General features: G+C 62.8%; 13 protein-coding genes and 1 pseudogene. 9 read left to right on the top strand and 5 right to left on the bottom strand.

Annotated elements, in window-relative coordinates; genetic code table 11:
* Positions 1-27: 27 nt before the first annotated feature.
* Positions 28-195 (bottom strand): DUF2897 family protein, encoded by a 168-nt coding sequence (locus tag ACLEJR_RS02660; RefSeq protein WP_080942495.1) that lies wholly within the window; start codon positions 193-195, stop codon positions 28-30.
* Between the two features lie 265 nt (positions 196-460).
* Here ACLEJR_RS02660 and kdpF point away from each other — a divergent pair, with 265 nt between their 5' ends.
* From kdpF to ACLEJR_RS02630, 6 genes are all read left to right on the top strand, one after another.
* On the top strand, positions 461-550 hold the full coding sequence (kdpF, locus tag ACLEJR_RS02655) for a K(+)-transporting ATPase subunit F (RefSeq protein WP_033033323.1): 90 nt from the start codon (positions 461-463) through the stop codon (positions 548-550).
* Positions 551-558: 8 nt separating this feature from the next.
* Positions 559-2,253 (top strand): potassium-transporting ATPase subunit KdpA, encoded by a 1,695-nt coding sequence (kdpA, locus tag ACLEJR_RS02650; protein WP_440811982.1) that lies wholly within the window; start codon positions 559-561, stop codon positions 2,251-2,253.
* 10 nt (positions 2,254-2,263) lie between these two features.
* A complete protein-coding gene (gene kdpB / locus ACLEJR_RS02645; protein ID WP_440811980.1) occupies positions 2,264-4,318 on the top strand; it encodes a potassium-transporting ATPase subunit KdpB in 2,055 nt (684 codons plus the stop codon).
* Between the two features lie 201 nt (positions 4,319-4,519).
* A complete protein-coding gene (gene kdpC, locus ACLEJR_RS02640) occupies positions 4,520-5,065 on the top strand; it encodes a potassium-transporting ATPase subunit KdpC (protein WP_440811978.1) in 546 nt (181 codons plus the stop codon).
* A gap of 132 nt (positions 5,066-5,197) precedes the next feature.
* Positions 5,198-7,849: a DUF4118 domain-containing protein gene (locus ACLEJR_RS02635; protein ID WP_440811975.1), complete on the top strand. Its 2,652-nt coding sequence runs from the start codon at positions 5,198-5,200 to the stop codon at positions 7,847-7,849.
* Between the two features lie 46 nt (positions 7,850-7,895).
* Positions 7,896-8,594 (top strand): response regulator, encoded by a 699-nt coding sequence (locus tag ACLEJR_RS02630; RefSeq protein WP_440795576.1) that lies wholly within the window; start codon positions 7,896-7,898, stop codon positions 8,592-8,594.
* Positions 8,595-8,779: 185 nt separating this feature from the next.
* Here the strand turns inward: ACLEJR_RS02630 and ACLEJR_RS02625 are convergent, their stop codons facing one another.
* Positions 8,780-9,811, bottom strand: a complete 1,032-nt coding sequence (locus ACLEJR_RS02625; protein ID WP_440795574.1) for a patatin-like phospholipase family protein — start codon at positions 9,809-9,811, stop codon at positions 8,780-8,782.
* A 206-nt stretch (positions 9,812-10,017) separates the two neighbouring features.
* Here ACLEJR_RS02625 and ACLEJR_RS02620 point away from each other — a divergent pair, with 206 nt between their 5' ends.
* From ACLEJR_RS02620 to ACLEJR_RS02610, 3 genes are all read left to right on the top strand, one after another.
* Entirely contained in the window at positions 10,018-10,308 is a 291-nt protein-coding gene (locus ACLEJR_RS02620) for a hypothetical protein (RefSeq protein WP_440795572.1), read from the top strand.
* A 102-nt stretch (positions 10,309-10,410) separates the two neighbouring features.
* Positions 10,411-11,172: a CHAD domain-containing protein gene (locus tag ACLEJR_RS02615; RefSeq protein WP_440811973.1), complete on the top strand. Its 762-nt coding sequence runs from the start codon at positions 10,411-10,413 to the stop codon at positions 11,170-11,172.
* A 163-nt stretch (positions 11,173-11,335) separates the two neighbouring features.
* Positions 11,336-12,133, top strand: coding sequence for an acyl-CoA thioesterase (locus ACLEJR_RS02610; RefSeq protein WP_440811971.1), 798 nt, complete (start codon positions 11,336-11,338; stop codon positions 12,131-12,133).
* A 14-nt stretch (positions 12,134-12,147) separates the two neighbouring features.
* On the opposite strand, the pseudogene ACLEJR_RS02605 reads toward ACLEJR_RS02610, so the two are convergent.
* The 3 genes and pseudogenes from ACLEJR_RS02605 to ACLEJR_RS02595 all read right to left on the bottom strand — a co-directional run.
* Positions 12,148-12,360, bottom strand: a pseudogene (locus ACLEJR_RS02605) (terminase); the annotation flags it as partial.
* A gap of 284 nt (positions 12,361-12,644) precedes the next feature.
* A complete protein-coding gene (locus ACLEJR_RS02600; RefSeq protein WP_440811969.1) occupies positions 12,645-14,126 on the bottom strand; it encodes a methyl-accepting chemotaxis protein in 1,482 nt (493 codons plus the stop codon).
* A gap of 208 nt (positions 14,127-14,334) precedes the next feature.
* Positions 14,335-15,141 (bottom strand): TatD family hydrolase, encoded by an 807-nt coding sequence (locus ACLEJR_RS02595; protein WP_440811967.1) that lies wholly within the window; start codon positions 15,139-15,141, stop codon positions 14,335-14,337.
* Positions 15,142-15,344 lie beyond the last annotated feature (203 nt).

Raw genomic sequence — 15,344 nt, 5'->3', positions numbered from 1 at the left:
CACGAGTCGGTTGCGGCCTGCCAAAAATCAGCGATCCTTGGCCTCCTTCGCATCCATCTCTGCATTGCGTTCGGCAACGCGCTTGCGCTGTTCGTCCGTCAGTTCGACCTTGTTGGCGGTGTCGCGCAATAGCATCAGGCCGCCGACGATCGAGCCGATTGCGACGATCAGAATCAACCAGGCATACCAGGGCATAGGGCTCTCCTTGAGGCGGGTCGGTGGGTGTTCTTCACCCGATCCGCCACGCTTACCATGTATGAGCGAAGTTCGTTCGCAGTGGTTCAATACTACGCCTGTTCCAACGCATGTACCGAACGCACCGGCAGCCTCACGCCAAAGCCTGCGCGCATTCTTTACAGATTCTTTATCCCGCGCGCCCGTTCTCGATCTCGCCCCTTTACAGCCTCCCTGCAGACAATCACTCCATCCACGGCACGATGCCGTACCACGGAGAAACCCCATGAATGTGCTGGACGGAGTGTCACTGCTGCTGGCAGTGGCGCTGTTCATTTATCTACTGGTTGCGCTGTTGCGCGCGGATCGGAACTAGGAGCAGCTATGCACGGTTATGACTATGGGCTGATCCTCGCCTTTTTCGCGCTGGTGCTGGTTCCGGCGCCGTTTCTCGGACGGTTCTACTACAAGGTCATGGAGGGTCAGCGCACCTGGCTTTCGCCGATCCTGAGGCCGGTGGAGCAAGGCTGCTATCGGATGGCAGGTGTGGATCCGCAGACAGAGCAAAGCTGGCAGAAATACACTCTGGCCTTACTCGCATTCAACCTGGCGGGTTTTGCGCTGCTGTTCGCGATTCTCCTGCTGCAAGGATATTTACCGCTCAATACCGAGCAACTGCCTGGCATGGAATGGACCCAGGCCTTCAACACCGCGGTCAGTTTCATGACCAATACCAACTGGCAGTCCTACAGCGGTGAAGCGTCCCTGAGCTACCTGAGCCAGATGGTCGGCCTGACCGTGCAGAACTTTGTCAGTGCCGCCACCGGCCTGGCCGTGTTGGTGGCGCTGTGTCGCGGGATCGGACGCAAGTCCGCTGCGACGTTGGGTAACTTCTGGGTCGACGTGACCCGGGCCACGCTTTACGGGCTGTTACCGCTGTGCCTGTTGCTGGCGTTGTTCCTGGTTTGGCAGGGCGTGCCGCAGACCTTTGCGCACTATGTACATGGGGTCACGATGCAAGGTGTCGACCAAGTCATTCCCCTGGGCCCGGCGGCCAGCCAGATCGCGATCAAGCAGCTGGGCACCAACGGCGGTGGTTTCTTCGGCGTCAACTCCGCACATCCGTTCGAGAACCCGACAGCCTGGAGCAATCTGTTCGAACTCGCCTCCATCATCCTGATTCCTGCCGCGCTGGTGTTCGCCTTCGGCCATTACGTCAAGGACTTGCGTCAGAGCCGGGCGATCATCGCCTGCATGCTCGCACTGTTCCTGATCGGCGGTGCCACGTCGCTGTGGGCCGAATTCCAGGCCAATCCGGCATTGGACAACCCAGCCGTTGAACAGGCCGCGCCTCTGGAAGGCAAGGAATCGCGCTTCGGTACCACCGCTACGGTGTTGTGGTCGGTCACTACCACGGCCGCTTCCAATGGCTCGGTCAATGCCATGCACGACAGCCTCAATCCACTCAGCGGGATGGTGGCGCTGATGAACATGATGGTCGGCGAGGTGATCTTCGGCGGCGTCGGCGCAGGTCTCTACGGGATGTTGCTGAACGTGTTGATCGCGGTGTTCCTGGCCGGGTTGATGATCGGTCGTACCCCGGAATACCTGGGCAAGAAACTTGGCGCCAGGGAAGTGCAATTGCTGGTGATGACATTGCTGGTAATGCCCGTGAGCGTGCTGGTATTGGGCGCTATCGCCGCGAGCCTGCCCGGGCCGGCAGCGGCAGTGAGCAACCCCGGCGCCCACGGGTTCAGCCAGTTGCTCTATGCCTACACCTCGGCCGGGGCTAATAACGGCTCGGCATTTGGCGGTTTCAGTGCAAACACGCCGTTTCACAACCTGATGCTCGGCCTGGGCATGTTGATCGGTCGGTTCGGCTACATCCTTCCGGTGCTGGCATTGGCGGGGAGCCTGGCGCTGAAGAAAACCGCGCCGATCGGCCAGAACAGCTTTCCCACCCACGGTCCGCTGTTCGTGACTCTGCTGACCGTGACCATCCTACTGGTGGGCGGCTTGACCTTCCTGCCGACCCTGGCCCTGGGGCCGATTGCCGAACACCTGAGCCTGGGTTTCTGAGGAGTTGATGATGAATATGCCGATGAGCAAAGCCGTCGTCTCCAAGGCGCCGGAACAACCGAAAACCAACCTGTCGGCCCTCTGGCGACCGGCGTTGGTGCAAGCCTTCGTCAAGCTCGATCCACGCCAGTTGCACCGCTCCCCGGTGATGTTGGTGGTAGAACTGACAGCAATCCACACCACCGTGTTGTGCTTCATTCCCGACAGCGCAGTGCCGACCCTCGTCGCGGCGCAGATCGCTTTGTGGTTGTGGTTTACCGTGTTGTTCGCCAACTTCGCCGAAGCGCTGGCAGAAGGGCGCGGCAAGGCCCGTGCCGACAGTCTCAAGGCCGGCAGTGAGGGCCTGAGCGCCCGCCGCCAGACTGCCACCGGCTTCGAGATAATCGCCGCCACGCGTTTGCGCAAGGGCGACGTGGTGCGCGTCGCTGCCGGGGAAATGATCCCTGGCGATGGCGAAGTCATCGAGGGCATCGCGGCGGTCAACGAGGCGGCGATTACCGGTGAATCGGCGCCGGTCATTCGTGAGTCCGGCGGTGATCGCTCGGCCGTTACCGGCAACACGCGCCTGGTCTCTGACTGGTTGCTGGTGCGGATCACCAGCAATCCGGGCGAGTCGACCCTGGACCGCATGATCGCCCTGGTGGAAGGTGCCAAGCGCCAGAAGACCCCGAACGAGGTCGCGCTGGACATCCTGCTGATCGGCCTCACGCTGATCTTCCTGTTGGTGGTGGTGACATTGCAACCGTTCGCCCATTTCGCCAATGGCAACTTGCCGCTGGTGTTCCTGGTGGCGCTGTTGGTGACGTTGATTCCCACCACCATCGGCGGGTTGTTGTCGGCCATCGGCATCGCCGGGATGGACCGGCTGGTGCGCCTGAACGTGATTGCCAAATCCGGTCGTGCGGTGGAAGCGGCGGGGGACGTGCATGTGCTGATGCTGGACAAGACCGGCACCATCACCTTTGGCAATCGACGCTGTGCTGCGGTGCACGCCGCACCTGGGGTGAGCGCCAGGGAGTTGGCCGAAGGTGCGTTGTTCGCCTCGCTGGCCGACGATACGGCCGAAGGCAAGTCCATCGTGGAGTACCTGCGAGGCCTGCATCCGCTGCCCGAACCTGGTCTCGAATCGCTGACCGCCGTGCCGTTCAGCGCTGAAACGCGCTTGTCCGGGGTCGACTACCAGGGGCGCCTTTACCGTAAAGGCGCCGTAGATTCGCTGCTGGAATTCATCGGTATGCCACGCAGCGAGTTGCCGTCGGCACTGGCTCGTGAGGTCGACAGGATCGCCCAGAGCGGTGGTACGCCGTTGCTGGTGTGCGTGGACGGCAAGCTGCTGGGCGTCATTCATCTCAAGGACGTGGTCAAGCCTGGCATCCGCGAGCGGTTCGCCGAGCTGCGCAAGTTGGGGATCCGCACGGTGATGGTGACGGGCGACAACCCGCTGACCGCCGCCGCGATTGCCGCAGAGGCGGGCGTCGACGACGTGTTGGCCGAAGCCACCCCCGAGAAGAAACTGGCGCGGATCCGTCATGAGCAGAATGACGGTCGGCTGGTGGCCATGTGTGGCGATGGCGCCAACGATGCACCGGCCCTGGCCCAGGCCGATGTCGGCATGGCGATGAACGACGGCACCCAGGCCGCCCGGGAGGCGGCGAACATGGTCGACCTCGACAGCGACCCGACCAAGTTGCTGGATGTGGTGCAGATCGGCAAGGAACTGCTGGTGACCCGCGGCGCGCTGACGACATTTTCAATCGCCAATGACGTCGCCAAGTATTTTGCGATCCTGCCGGCGCTGTTCGCTTCGATCTATCCGCAACTCGGGGTGCTGAACGTGATGGGCCTGGACAGCCCGCAAAGCGCGATCCTCTCGGCGATCGTTTTCAACGCGTTGATCATCGTCGTGTTGATCCCCTTGGCCTTGCGCGGTGTGCGGGTTCAGGCGGCCAGCGCGGCGGCGCTGTTGCGGCGCAACCTGTTGATCTATGGCCTGGGCGGGATCGTGGTGCCGTTCGTGGGGATCAAGGCGATTGATGTGTTGCTGACGGCGTTGGGGCTGGTTTGAGTTTGTCGCCGATCGATGAAGTTCTGTGGCGAGGGAGCTTGCTCCCGCTGGGCTGCGAAGCAGCCCCAAACCTGCCTCCACTCGTTTTTCCAGACAAGAAGGTGCTCATCTTTTGGGGCTGCTGCGCAGCCCAGCGGGAGCAAGCTCCCTCGCCACAATGTGCGCTCGCCAATGAATCAGTTTCGATTCGAGGATTTTGACATGTCTACCCTGATACGCCCGGCCCTGAGCCTGTTACTCCTGATGACCCTGCTCACCGGCATCGCCTACCCCTTGCTGGTCACCGCAGTGGCGCAAGTCGCTTTTCCTGTCCAAGCCAACGGCAGCCTGGTCGTCGATGCCGCCGGCAAGGTTCGCGGGTCAACCCTGATTGCCCAGGATTTCCAGGGCGACGCCTGGTTCCATCCTCGCCCCTCGGCTGGCGCCTTTGCCACTGTGGCCAGTGGCGCCAGCAACTTGTCGCCGAGCAATCCTGCCCTGGCCACCCGGGTGATCGACGACGCCGGCAAATTGCAGGTCCCCGGCCAGGGGCCAGTGCCACTGGCGTTGCTGACCACTTCCGGCAGTGGTCTGGACCCGCACTTGCCACCGGCCGCGATTGCCTATCAACTGGCGCGTGTTGCGGCGGCGCGTCATTTGCCGGTCTCGACGTTGCAGCAACTGGTTGACCGTCATACCGAGCAACCGCTGGTGGGGCCGCCGGTGGTGAATGTACTGGCGTTGAACCTGGCCTTGGAGGCACTGTAAAAAACCTGTGGGAGCGAGCCTGCTCGCGATAGCGGTGGACCCGCTGCACCTATTTCAACTGATACACCGCTATCGCGAGCAGGCTCGCTCCCACAGGGGCTTCGATCAACAATCCGATATAGAGATCCACGCATGAGCGACTCCAGCCGCGCCGACGCGCTGCTCGCCAATCTGCCCCGCAGCGACCGTGGCCGGCTCAAAGTTTTTCTGGGCGCGGCACCCGGTGTCGGCAAGACCTACGCCATGCTGCAAGCGGCCCACACCCGGCTGCGCCAGGGCGTAAAAGTCATCGCCGGGGTGGTAGAGACCCACGGCCGCAGCGAAACCGAAGCCTTGCTTGCGGGCCTGGCGCAGCAGCCATTGGTGCGCTCGGAATATCGCGGCGTGATGCTCGAGGAGATGGACCTCGACGGCCTGCTCGCGGCTCGGCCAAGCCTGGCGCTGGTGGACGAGCTGGCTCACAGCAACGCGCCCGGCAGCCGTCATGCCAAGCGCTGGCAGGACATCCAGGAACTGCTCGCCGCTGGCATTGATGTGTACACCACCGTCAATGTCCAGCACCTGGAAAGCCTCAATGACCAGGTGCGTGGCATCACCGGCGTGCAAGTCCGCGAGACGTTGCCGGATTGGGTCTTGCAGGAGGCCGATGAGTTGCTTCTGATTGACTTGCCGCCGCGTGAGCTGCTGGAGCGCCTGCGCGATGGCAAGGTTTATGTGCCGGAACAGGCCCGTGCGGCAATCGACGCTTTTTTCACCCAGACCAACCTGACCGCCTTGCGCGAGCTGGCCATGCAGACCGCCGCCGCGCAGGTCGACAATGACCTGGCCCAGGGGTATCGCCAACTGGGTCAGGCCGCCCCGGCGGTTCGGGGACGATTGCTGGTGGGGGTTGACGCTGACGAACAGGCTGAACGCCTGGTGCGCCACGCCAGCCGCGTCGCCCAGCGCCGGCATTTGCCCTGGACCCTGGTGCATGTGGACAACGGCAGCGCGCGGGACGAGCCCTCGCGCCAGCGGCTGCAAAACGCCCAGCAACTGGCTGAGCGACTCGGTGGGGAAGTGGTGCTGCTGCGGGCTGGTGAAGTGGCCCGCACGCTGATCCAGCATGCCACCGAACGGCGCGCCACGCTGGTGTTGGTGGGGCAGTCCCGGCCGCGGCTGCGTCGTCGGTTGTGGGGCGGCGGCTTGGCGTCGCGCTTGCTGCGCAGTGCCCGGGGGCTGGAGATCAACGTGCTGGACAGCGACGAACAGCCCCGGCCAGCCCGGGCACGTTCAACGGCGGTCCGGACCGGTTTCGACTATGTCCTCGCGCTGCTGGCGACGGTGCTCGCCAGCGCCTTGGCCTGGGGCATTTCGGGGCTGCTGGCGCTACCCAATATTTCCCTGGTGTTCTTGATGGCGGTATTGCTGGTGGCGGTGCGCAGCAGCCTTGGTCCGGCGCTGGCTTGCGCGGCGCTGTCGTTCCTGGCTTATGACTTTCTGTTCATCCCGCCGAATTTTTCCCTGACCATCCAGCGCGAGGAAGACGTACTGACCTTGGTGTTCTTCCTGCTCATGGCCGCCCTGACCGGTAACCTGGCGGCCCGCCAGCGCCGGCAATTGCAGGCACTGCGCGACACCCAGCAGGAAACCGGCGAGTTGCTTGACCTGTCGCGCAAACTCACGGCCGCCACCGACCGCCAGGCGGTGATCAGCGCCGCCGAGCAGCACCTCAACGGCTGGCACGATGTGCGACTGTGCCTGCTCAACCGCGACCGCCAAGGCACCTGGAAGGTCGAGACCGCCGAGCCGCTGACGTTCACCGAGGCCGAACGCGCTGCGGCCGACTGGTCCTGGCAGCATGATCAACCAGCCGGCGCCGGCACCGGGACGCTGCCGTCCGGGCGCTGGTGGTGGTGGCCACTGTCGGCGGAGGGCGAGCCCCTGGCGTTGCTCGGCGCCTGCCCCAAGGAGGGCATGCCGTTGAGTGGCCAGCGTCGCCGGTTGCTGACGGCCCTCAGCCAGCCATTGGCCCAGGCCTTGGCCCGGGCGCAACTGGCCCAGGACCTGGAGGCGGCACGCCTGCACGGCGAAACCGAGCAACTGCGCAGCGCTTTGCTGGCTTCGGTGTCCCATGATTTGCGCACGCCACTGACCGCCATGCGCGGCAGCATCGACAGTCTGTTGGCGCTGGGTGAGGCAATCCCGTTGGCCGATCGCCGCGAACTGCTCGAAGGCACCCGCGATGAAGCCGAACGGCTGGATCGCTACATCCAGAATCTGCTGGACATGACCCGCCTCGGCCACGGTGCCTTGAAGCTGGCGCGGGACTGGGTGTCGCCGGCGGATATCGTCGGCAGTGCGCTGAATCGCCTGCGTGCGATACTGGCGCCACTAACGGTCGACGTCGAGGTGCCCGCCGAACTGCCTTTGCTGTACGTGCATGCGGCGCTGATCGAACAGGCCCTGGTGAACGTGCTGGAAAACGCTGCGCGCTTCTCGCCGGCCCACGGGCGCCTGCAACTGAGCGCCGGGGCGACGGGCAACGAAATATTTTTTGCGGTGGCCGATGAGGGGCCCGGCATTCCCGAAGCCGAGCGCGAGCGCATCTTCGACATGTTCTACACCGCCGCTCGCGGCGATCGGGGCGGGCAGGGCACGGGCCTGGGGCTGGCGATCTGTCAGGGCATGGTGGGGGCCCATGGTGGGCGAATCACTGTCGCCGATGGCCTCGACGGACGCGGCGCCTGCATCACTTTGCACCTGCCGTTGCAAGCTCAACCGGGTATGGACGATGAAGCATGAGCGGCGCTGCGTTATGCTTTTCCACTGTTTACCTTGAACGAACCCCATGAGCCAGAACGCGACCCTTTTGGTCATCGATGACGAACCGCAGATCCGCAAGTTCCTGCGAATCAGCCTGACCTCCCAGGGTTACAAAGTCTTGGAGGCGGGCACCGGCACGGAGGGGCTTGCCCAGGCGGCGTTGAACAAGCCTGATTTGCTGATACTCGACCTCGGCCTGCCGGACATGGACGGCCAGCAGGTGCTGCGCGAGTTGCGCCAGTGGTCGGCGGTACCGGTGCTGGTGCTCTCGGTGCGGGCCAGTGAAGCGCAGAAGGTCGAGGCGCTGGATAACGGCGCAAACGATTACGTGACCAAACCGTTCGGCATTCAGGAGTTCCTCGCCCGCATCCGCGCCTTGTTGCGCCAGGCTCCGGTCGGCGAGTCGCAGGAAGCGGCGTTGAAATTCGGCCCGCTGACGGTGGATTTGGCCTACCGACGGGTTTTGCTCGATGGTGCCGAGGTGGCACTGACACGCAAGGAGTACGCGGTGCTGGCGCAACTGGCCCGGCATCCCGGGCGGGTCATCACCCAGCAGCAACTGCTCAAGGACATCTGGGGCCCGACCCACACCGAAGACAGCCATTATTTGCGGATCGTGGTCGGTCACCTGCGCCAGAAACTGGCCGACGACCCGACCCGGCCACGGTTCATCGTGACCGAGGCGGGGGTGGGGTATCGGTTGTTGGGGGAGGGTGGAATCTAGCCCCCAATAGGCTTCAAGTCGTGCACCATTGTGGCAAGGGAGCTTGCTCCCGCTGGGCTGCGAAGCAGCCCCCGTACAGCCAACTCAATGAACCTGATACACCGAGGTGTTCGGTTCTGGGGGCGCTGCGCACCCCAGCGGGAGCAAGCTCCCTCGCCACATGGGCTCGGTGATCATGCTTGATTCTACTCACTCTCATACCGATCCAACGTATCGCTGGCAATCTCCCTCCCCAACGCGATCAACTCCGGGGCCTTGTAGAACTCGAAGAACCGGCACACCCGTTTCGGCACGTTGATCAGCACATCCGGTGGGTAGCCGGCAATCTTGTACTGGGCCAGCGAGGTCTGCATCACCTCGAAACTCTGGTTGATCAGATCCAGCAACGAGGCGGGACCTACGTTGTCGATGATGAACGAGCCGGTGGCGGATTTCGGCGCGCCTTCGGCCTCTGGCGCGGCGGCCGGTTGCTGGCCTTCAGGTTCGGCGGATTCGATCCACGGATTGATCTCGGCCGCTTCGGCCTTCAACGCCTCTTGTTCCAACAGCAGCAGTTGCTCGGCTTGCTTGCGACGAAACGGCAGGCGCGAACCCAGGGAGCTGACCAGGGTGTCGAAGCGGCGCCGGAACGCGGCGGGGCGCGGGATGACCGGCAGCCTGTATTGTTTCTGGTTGGTGGCGTTGAGGTTGACCGCGATGATCAGGTCGCAATGGCTTGAGACCACCGGCACGATCGGCAACGGATTGAGCAAACCACCGTCTACCAGCATGCGGTTGCCCTGCATCACCGGCGTGAACAGGCTGGGAATGGCTGCCGAGGCGCGCATCGCCTGGTGCAGGCAACCCTCCTGGAACCAGATTTCCTGTTGGTTGGTCAGGTCGGTCGCAACGGCGGTGTAGGGAATGCGCAGATCTTCGATATTGAGTTCGCCGACGATCTTGCGGATCTGGCCGAAGACTTTCTCCCCGCGAATCGCCCCCAGGCGAAAGCTGACGTCCACCAGCCTCAGGACGTCCAGGTAGTCGAGGCTTTCGATCCAGTTGCGGTAGTCCTCGAGCTTGCCTGCGGCATAGATCCCACCCACCACGGCGCCCATCGAGCAACCGGCGATGCAAGCGATGTCGTAGCCACGTCGTTCGATTTCTTCGATCACCCCGATATGGGCATAGCCCCGGGCGCCGCCCGAACCCAATACCAATGCGACACGTTTTGTCATGACCCGACCCCTTGTCTAACAGGCTTCAACAATGCACGCATCGACGGCTCGGCTCAATCGTTGTGGCGCAGGCGTCGTTTTTTGACACGTCGGCGTGGCATTTGCGTATTCTCGCCCACACTTGAATAAGCGGGCCGGCCCAGGCACTTTTTGCCGTCGGGACCGTCTTACCAGCACGACTGTTTACCTGACTTGAGGTGTAATCGATGAAAGCCCGGATCTGCCTGCCCCTGGTGGCATCCCTGATGGTTTTGGCCCTGGCCGGTTGCGCCGGCAAAACCGCTTACCGTGACAGTTGCGGCAGCCAACTCGATGCCGCCTGGCATGAACTGGACTTGGCCAAGGCCGAAGGTTTTGCCGGTACCGTGAGTTACTCCAAGGCCTTGTCGCTGTTGACCGGCGCCAAGACCCAGCAGCAATTCGAAGCCTTTGAAGGCTGCACCAAAAAAGCCGAGAAAGCGCGTTTCTACATCCGCGAATCTCGCGCAGGACGATAACGGCAGCGACAAGCCACTGGCTGCGAGCTACAAGTAACCGCGTATCGCTCCCTGCTTGAAGCTTGCAGCTTGACGCTCGAAGCTGCGTACGGAGTACGTCCCATGATCGATCGGCTAGTGGCCCGCATATTGGGCCTTGAAGTACGCCTGTTGGCCTGCCATGCCCGCTTGAATGCCCACACCGACAGCGAAGCGCTGCACGACCTGCGCACCACGGTTCGTCGCCTGCGCAGCCTGCTTCGGCCATTGCGCGGATTACCCGGCGTCGAGCAGCTGGAAACAGCCGCTTCGGCGGTAGGCACCTTGACCACGCCTCTGCGCGACCGAGAAGTATTGGCGGCTTACCTTGAGCAACACGGCAAGACCGAAGCGGCGCAGCGGCGCCGGGCGCAAATGGCCGACGCCTATCCTGCCGTCGCGGGCAGCCCGGAGCTGGCGCAGTTGCTGATGATCCTCGATGCGTTCCCACGCTTCATCCGCGCGGCCCAGCGCGAGGGGCTGCTCGACGGATTGCGCAAGCGCATTGAAAAGCGCCTGGACAAACAATGGAAAAAACTCGGTAAAGCCCTGCGCGATCCAGCCCATGACCGCCATCGGTTGCGTCTGCTGATCAAGCGCGTGCGCTATGCCATCGAGGCCTACCCTGAACTCGACCGCCTGCCAAAAGCGGCCATGCCTCGGCTCAAGTCGGCCCAGGGCGCGCTGGGCGACTGGCACGATTGCTGGCAATGGCTCGCCCGGGCTGCGGAGGAAACCGACCTGCGCCCCTGCGTGCCGGTCTGGCAGATCACCATGCAAAAGGCCGAGGCTGAGTCCGACAGGGTGCTGGACAAGCTGATCGCGAGCTGTTTCGAAAAATCCTGAACCTTCAGCTGTGTACCTGTGGGAGCGGGCTTGCTCCCGCAGCGATTGCGGGTGGTTTCAAAAATCGCGGCCTATCTGTCCGCCTCTTTGGCCGGAATGAGCGCTGTGCCGTCGACCCGTGCTGGTTAAGATCGTCGCATCTCCCCCTGTCTTCGAGGTCATCATGCGCTTTTCCGATTTGATCGATGCCGTGCGCCGTCAGCCAGAGGCGGTGTCTATCGCGCCGGAGTGGGGCCAGGGCCGCGCCAGTTTTGGCGGGTTGGTGGCGGCGCTGCAATACGAGGCAATGCGGGCGAAGGTGCCGGCGGATCGTCCGATACGTTCGTTGGCGATTACTTTTGTCGGCCCGGTCGAACCCGATGTTCCTGTTTCCTTCCAAGCCGAGGTGCTGCGTGAAGGCAAAGCGGTGAGCCAGGTACTGGGGCGGGCGGTGCAGAACGGTCAGGTGGTGACTGTGGTGCAGGGCAGCTTCGGCGCGTCGCGTGCATCGGTGGTGGCGGTGCAGGCCGATCCTGCGCCTGAATTCACCAGCGTGGAGCAATGTCAGGAACTGCCTTACATCAAAGGCGCCACGCCGGAGTTCATGCGTCACCTGGCAATGCGCTGGAGTATCGGCGGCTTGCCGTTCACAGGCAATAAATCGCGCAGCATGGGCGGCTGGGTACGCCTGCGTGGCGACGTGAAGGAAGAGGCGTTGAGCGAGCCTCATATCCTGGCATTGGTGGACGCCTGGCCCCCGGCGCTGTTGCCGCACCTTACGCAAATGGCTCCGGGCAGCACGCTCACCTGGACCATCGAGTTTGTCCAGCCGCTACTTGAGCTGACGACGTTGGATTGGTGTAAATACCTCGCCGAGATCGAGCATGCCCAGGACGGCTATGGCCATGTCGCGGCAAAGTTCTGGAGTGCCGATGGCCGCCTGATTGCCTTGAGCCGCCAGACAGTGACGATTTTCGCCTAAGGTTCAAAACGCTCATGGCGCTGCAACCGGAACGCAGCGGCCATGCCGATCACACCGATGGCGACGTCGGCCAGGCTCTGGCTGAACACCCCTGAAACCATGAGCAGCAACGCGACGATAAACAGCGGTACCGCCATCAGCTGAGCAACCTGGTGATTGGACTGGCGCGACATGTGAGGCGCGACGCGCCATTGCCAGGCCGGGAGGTGTGGATGACGTTTGCCCATGATGCGGATCCTTGAGTTCATCAAATCGAATGACCCAAGAATAGGCGTGGCCCGACGAGGCGGCGAATCACGGTTGGCTATCGAGGTGATAGGTGGCCATAGTCTGGACGATGACGGATTGCTCTTGTGGCGAGGGAGCTTGCTCCCGCTGGGCCGCGCAGCGGACCTGACTGTCTGTCAGGCATGTCCGATTGCTGAGCGCCTGCCAAGAGGGGGCGCTTCGCACCCCAGCGGGAGCAAGCTCCCTCGCCACAGGAACTGTGTCGCTATCACGGGGAGATATTTTAAAGGCGCAGCTGCCCGATCACCTTGTTCAATTCCCCCGCCAGGGTCGCCAGGTCATGGCTGGTGGTCGCCGAGTCCACTGTCTGGCGCACGGTGTTTTCGGTCACGTCGCGAATGCTCACCACCGCTCGGTTCATTTCCTCGGCGACGTGACTCTGCTGTTCGGCCGCGACTGCAATCTGCGTGTTGCTCTCGCGCATCTGTGCCACCGCGCCGGCAATCTGCGCCAACGCCTCGCCGGCTTCGCGAGCCTGTTGCACGCAGTCGTCGGCCTTGTACGAACTTTCCTGCATGAAATCCACCGCATCCCGGGTCCCGGCCTGGAGCGCCGAGACCATGGTGGTAATTTCATCGGTGGAGGCCTGGACCCGTTTGGCCAGGTTGCGCACCTCATCGGCCACCACGGCAAAGCCCCGGCCCATTTCACCGGCCCGCGCTGCTTCGATGGCCGCGTTCAAGGCCAGCAGGTTGGTCTGCTCGGCGATGCTGTGGATCACACTGACCACGCCGTTGATTTTCTGGCTGTCTTCGGCCAGGCGTTGGATCATCTCGGCGGTCTGTTGCACGCCTGATGACAGCCCGGAAATCGATTGCTGCACGCGGTTGACCACTTCATGGCCGTTGCCCGCCAAGGTGTCGGCGGCCTTCGACAGGTCGCGGGTAGCGCCGGCGTGCTGGGCGATGTGATGAACCGTGGCGGACATCTGATTGATTGCCGTGGCGGCCTGGTCGGTTTCGCTCTGCTGGCCAAGCATGCCGTGCCGCACTTCGCTCATGCTCGACGCCAGGCGCGCGGCGCCTGTGTCCAACTGGCGGGCCGTGCTGGCGACGGTGTCGACCACGCGTTGATAACCGGCCTGCATGGCGTTGAATGCCGCTGCCATCTGGCCCACTTCGTCCTTGCACGCCAGCGGCACGCGGGCGGCCAGGTCGCCGGTCTGCTCCACGTGCAGCATCACATCCTTCAACGTATTGAGTTGGCTGAGCAAAAATCGGATCAACAATTGCGATGCACCGAGCATCGCCAGCATCAGTACGAACACGGCCACCGCATATTGGCTGAAGCGTTCTCCAAATACCTGGCCCAGGCTGACACCACGGGCTAGCACCGCGAGCTGTTGGTTGTCGTCGCGACGGATGACTTCTGCGCCCAGCAGTGGATCTACGCCGAACAAAAGTGTGGAATCGAGCACGACCCAGCCATCGGCCTGGGCCAGCGACGGCAACGGCTGGTCTTTGAAGGTGGGGATTTGATCGCGCCGATAGATCAGCAGCTCATCGGCCTTGGGCAAGGGCCGTCCAGCAGGCCAGTTCCGAAGCAGGCGCGCCTGCGCCTGGGCATTCGCCTGGACCGCCTGGTTGCGTGCCTGTTGTTCCAGGTGCACCGCATAGAGCACCAGCAGCAGGGTGGTGACAAAGGCGACCGCATTGACCGCCCAGAATTTGTACTTCAGCGAGATATTGCTAAGCCAGGCACCCATGGTAGGTCTTCTCTGATAGCGGAAACAGTTTTGGCAAGGTGCCATTATTGTGCCGCTAGCCATGGGCCGGGGTGTTGATGTGGGTCAACAGACACCGCAAAACCACCTGTGCGAGCGAGCCTGTTCGCGATAGCGGTGTGTCAGTCGAGATATGTGCAACTGACCCACCGCTATCGCGAGCAGGCTCGCTCCCACCGGTTTTCGTCGATCAGGATACGGTGGGCAACCCAAAAAACGCCCGTGCGCATGCGGTGCTATGGGCCGCCAGGTCTTGCGGGGTTTCGCCCCGATGCAACGCCACTTCGCGCAGCACCTCTGTCAGGTAGGCCGGTTCGTTCCGGCCGTTCTTTGGCTTGGGCCGCAGCGTACGTGGCAGCAGGTAGGGCGCATCGCTTTCAAGCATCAGCCGACCGCGGGGGATCTCGCGCACCAGCGGGTGTAGATGCGTGCCCCGGCGCTCGTCGCAGATCCAGCCGGTAATGCCGATGTGCAGGTCCAGGTCGAGGTAGTTGAACAGCGCCTTTTTTTCCCCGGTAAAGCAATGCACGACCGCCGCCGGCAACTGATCGCGAAAATCACGCAGGATTTCCAGCAGGCGCTGATCGGCGTCGCGCTCATGAAGAAAGACCGGCCGCTGCAATTGGACTGCCAGGGCAAGATGTTCTTCCAGAACCTTTTCCTGCTGCGGCCTGGGAGAGAAGTCGCGATTGAAATCCAACCCGCATTCACCCACCGCTCGGACCCGGTCCTGGGTCAGCAGATCCTTGAGGTGCCTGGCGCTGTCGGTGGTCCATTCGCTCGCGCTATGAGGATGAATGCCGGCGGTGCAAAACAGCCGTTGACCGGTGTGATCGAGGTGCTGGCACAGCTCCAGAGCCTGCTCGCTGCCCTCGATGCTGGTGCCTGTCAGGACCAGTTGGCAGACCCCGGATTCATGGGCACGCTCAAGCACCGCCTGGTGTTTATCCGCGAAACTGGGGTTGGTCAGGTTGACGCCGATATCAATGAGTTGCATGGTTCTACCTCGGCCCGAAGGCCGGAAAGCATATCAGAGCTGTAGATTTATAAGAAAAGCCAAGAACTACAACGAGTTGTGGCTGTCTGTTGAGGCCGCGAGACAGGTCGGGTTGGTATAAAAGCCATCACTGTGCCAGTCTTTCGCACTTTTCAGCGCCCCAAGGCGCTCTGTTTCTGTTGCTCCCCATTCTTTTTCTGTCA

This window comes from Pseudomonas sp. SMN5, assembly GCF_052041925.1.
Lineage (GTDB): Bacteria > Pseudomonadota > Gammaproteobacteria > Pseudomonadales > Pseudomonadaceae > Aquipseudomonas.
Note: the sequence above shows the minus strand (reverse complement) of the source record. Positions and strands in the feature narration are given on the sequence as shown.

What these genes read in the sequence shown, in the direction of transcription:
- ACLEJR_RS02660 (WP_080942495.1), bottom strand. Translation starts at nt 195, where the DNA reads ATGCCCTGGTATGCCTGGTTGATTCTGATCGTCGCAATCGGCTCGATC.
- kdpF (WP_033033323.1), top strand. Translation starts at nt 461, where the DNA reads ATGAATGTGCTGGACGGAGTGTCACTGCTGCTGGCAGTGGCGCTGTTC.
- kdpA (WP_440811982.1), top strand. Translation starts at nt 559, where the DNA reads ATGCACGGTTATGACTATGGGCTGATCCTCGCCTTTTTCGCGCTGGTG.
- kdpB (WP_440811980.1), top strand. Translation starts at nt 2,264, where the DNA reads ATGAATATGCCGATGAGCAAAGCCGTCGTCTCCAAGGCGCCGGAACAA.
- kdpC (WP_440811978.1), top strand. Translation starts at nt 4,520, where the DNA reads ATGTCTACCCTGATACGCCCGGCCCTGAGCCTGTTACTCCTGATGACC.
- ACLEJR_RS02635 (WP_440811975.1), top strand. Translation starts at nt 5,198, where the DNA reads ATGAGCGACTCCAGCCGCGCCGACGCGCTGCTCGCCAATCTGCCCCGC.
- ACLEJR_RS02630 (WP_440795576.1), top strand. Translation starts at nt 7,896, where the DNA reads ATGAGCCAGAACGCGACCCTTTTGGTCATCGATGACGAACCGCAGATC.
- ACLEJR_RS02625 (WP_440795574.1), bottom strand. Translation starts at nt 9,811, where the DNA reads ATGACAAAACGTGTCGCATTGGTATTGGGTTCGGGCGGCGCCCGGGGC.
- ACLEJR_RS02620 (WP_440795572.1), top strand. Translation starts at nt 10,018, where the DNA reads ATGAAAGCCCGGATCTGCCTGCCCCTGGTGGCATCCCTGATGGTTTTG.
- ACLEJR_RS02615 (WP_440811973.1), top strand. Translation starts at nt 10,411, where the DNA reads ATGATCGATCGGCTAGTGGCCCGCATATTGGGCCTTGAAGTACGCCTG.
- ACLEJR_RS02610 (WP_440811971.1), top strand. Translation starts at nt 11,336, where the DNA reads ATGCGCTTTTCCGATTTGATCGATGCCGTGCGCCGTCAGCCAGAGGCG.
- ACLEJR_RS02600 (WP_440811969.1), bottom strand. Translation starts at nt 14,126, where the DNA reads ATGGGTGCCTGGCTTAGCAATATCTCGCTGAAGTACAAATTCTGGGCG.
- ACLEJR_RS02595 (WP_440811967.1), bottom strand. Translation starts at nt 15,141, where the DNA reads ATGCAACTCATTGATATCGGCGTCAACCTGACCAACCCCAGTTTCGCG.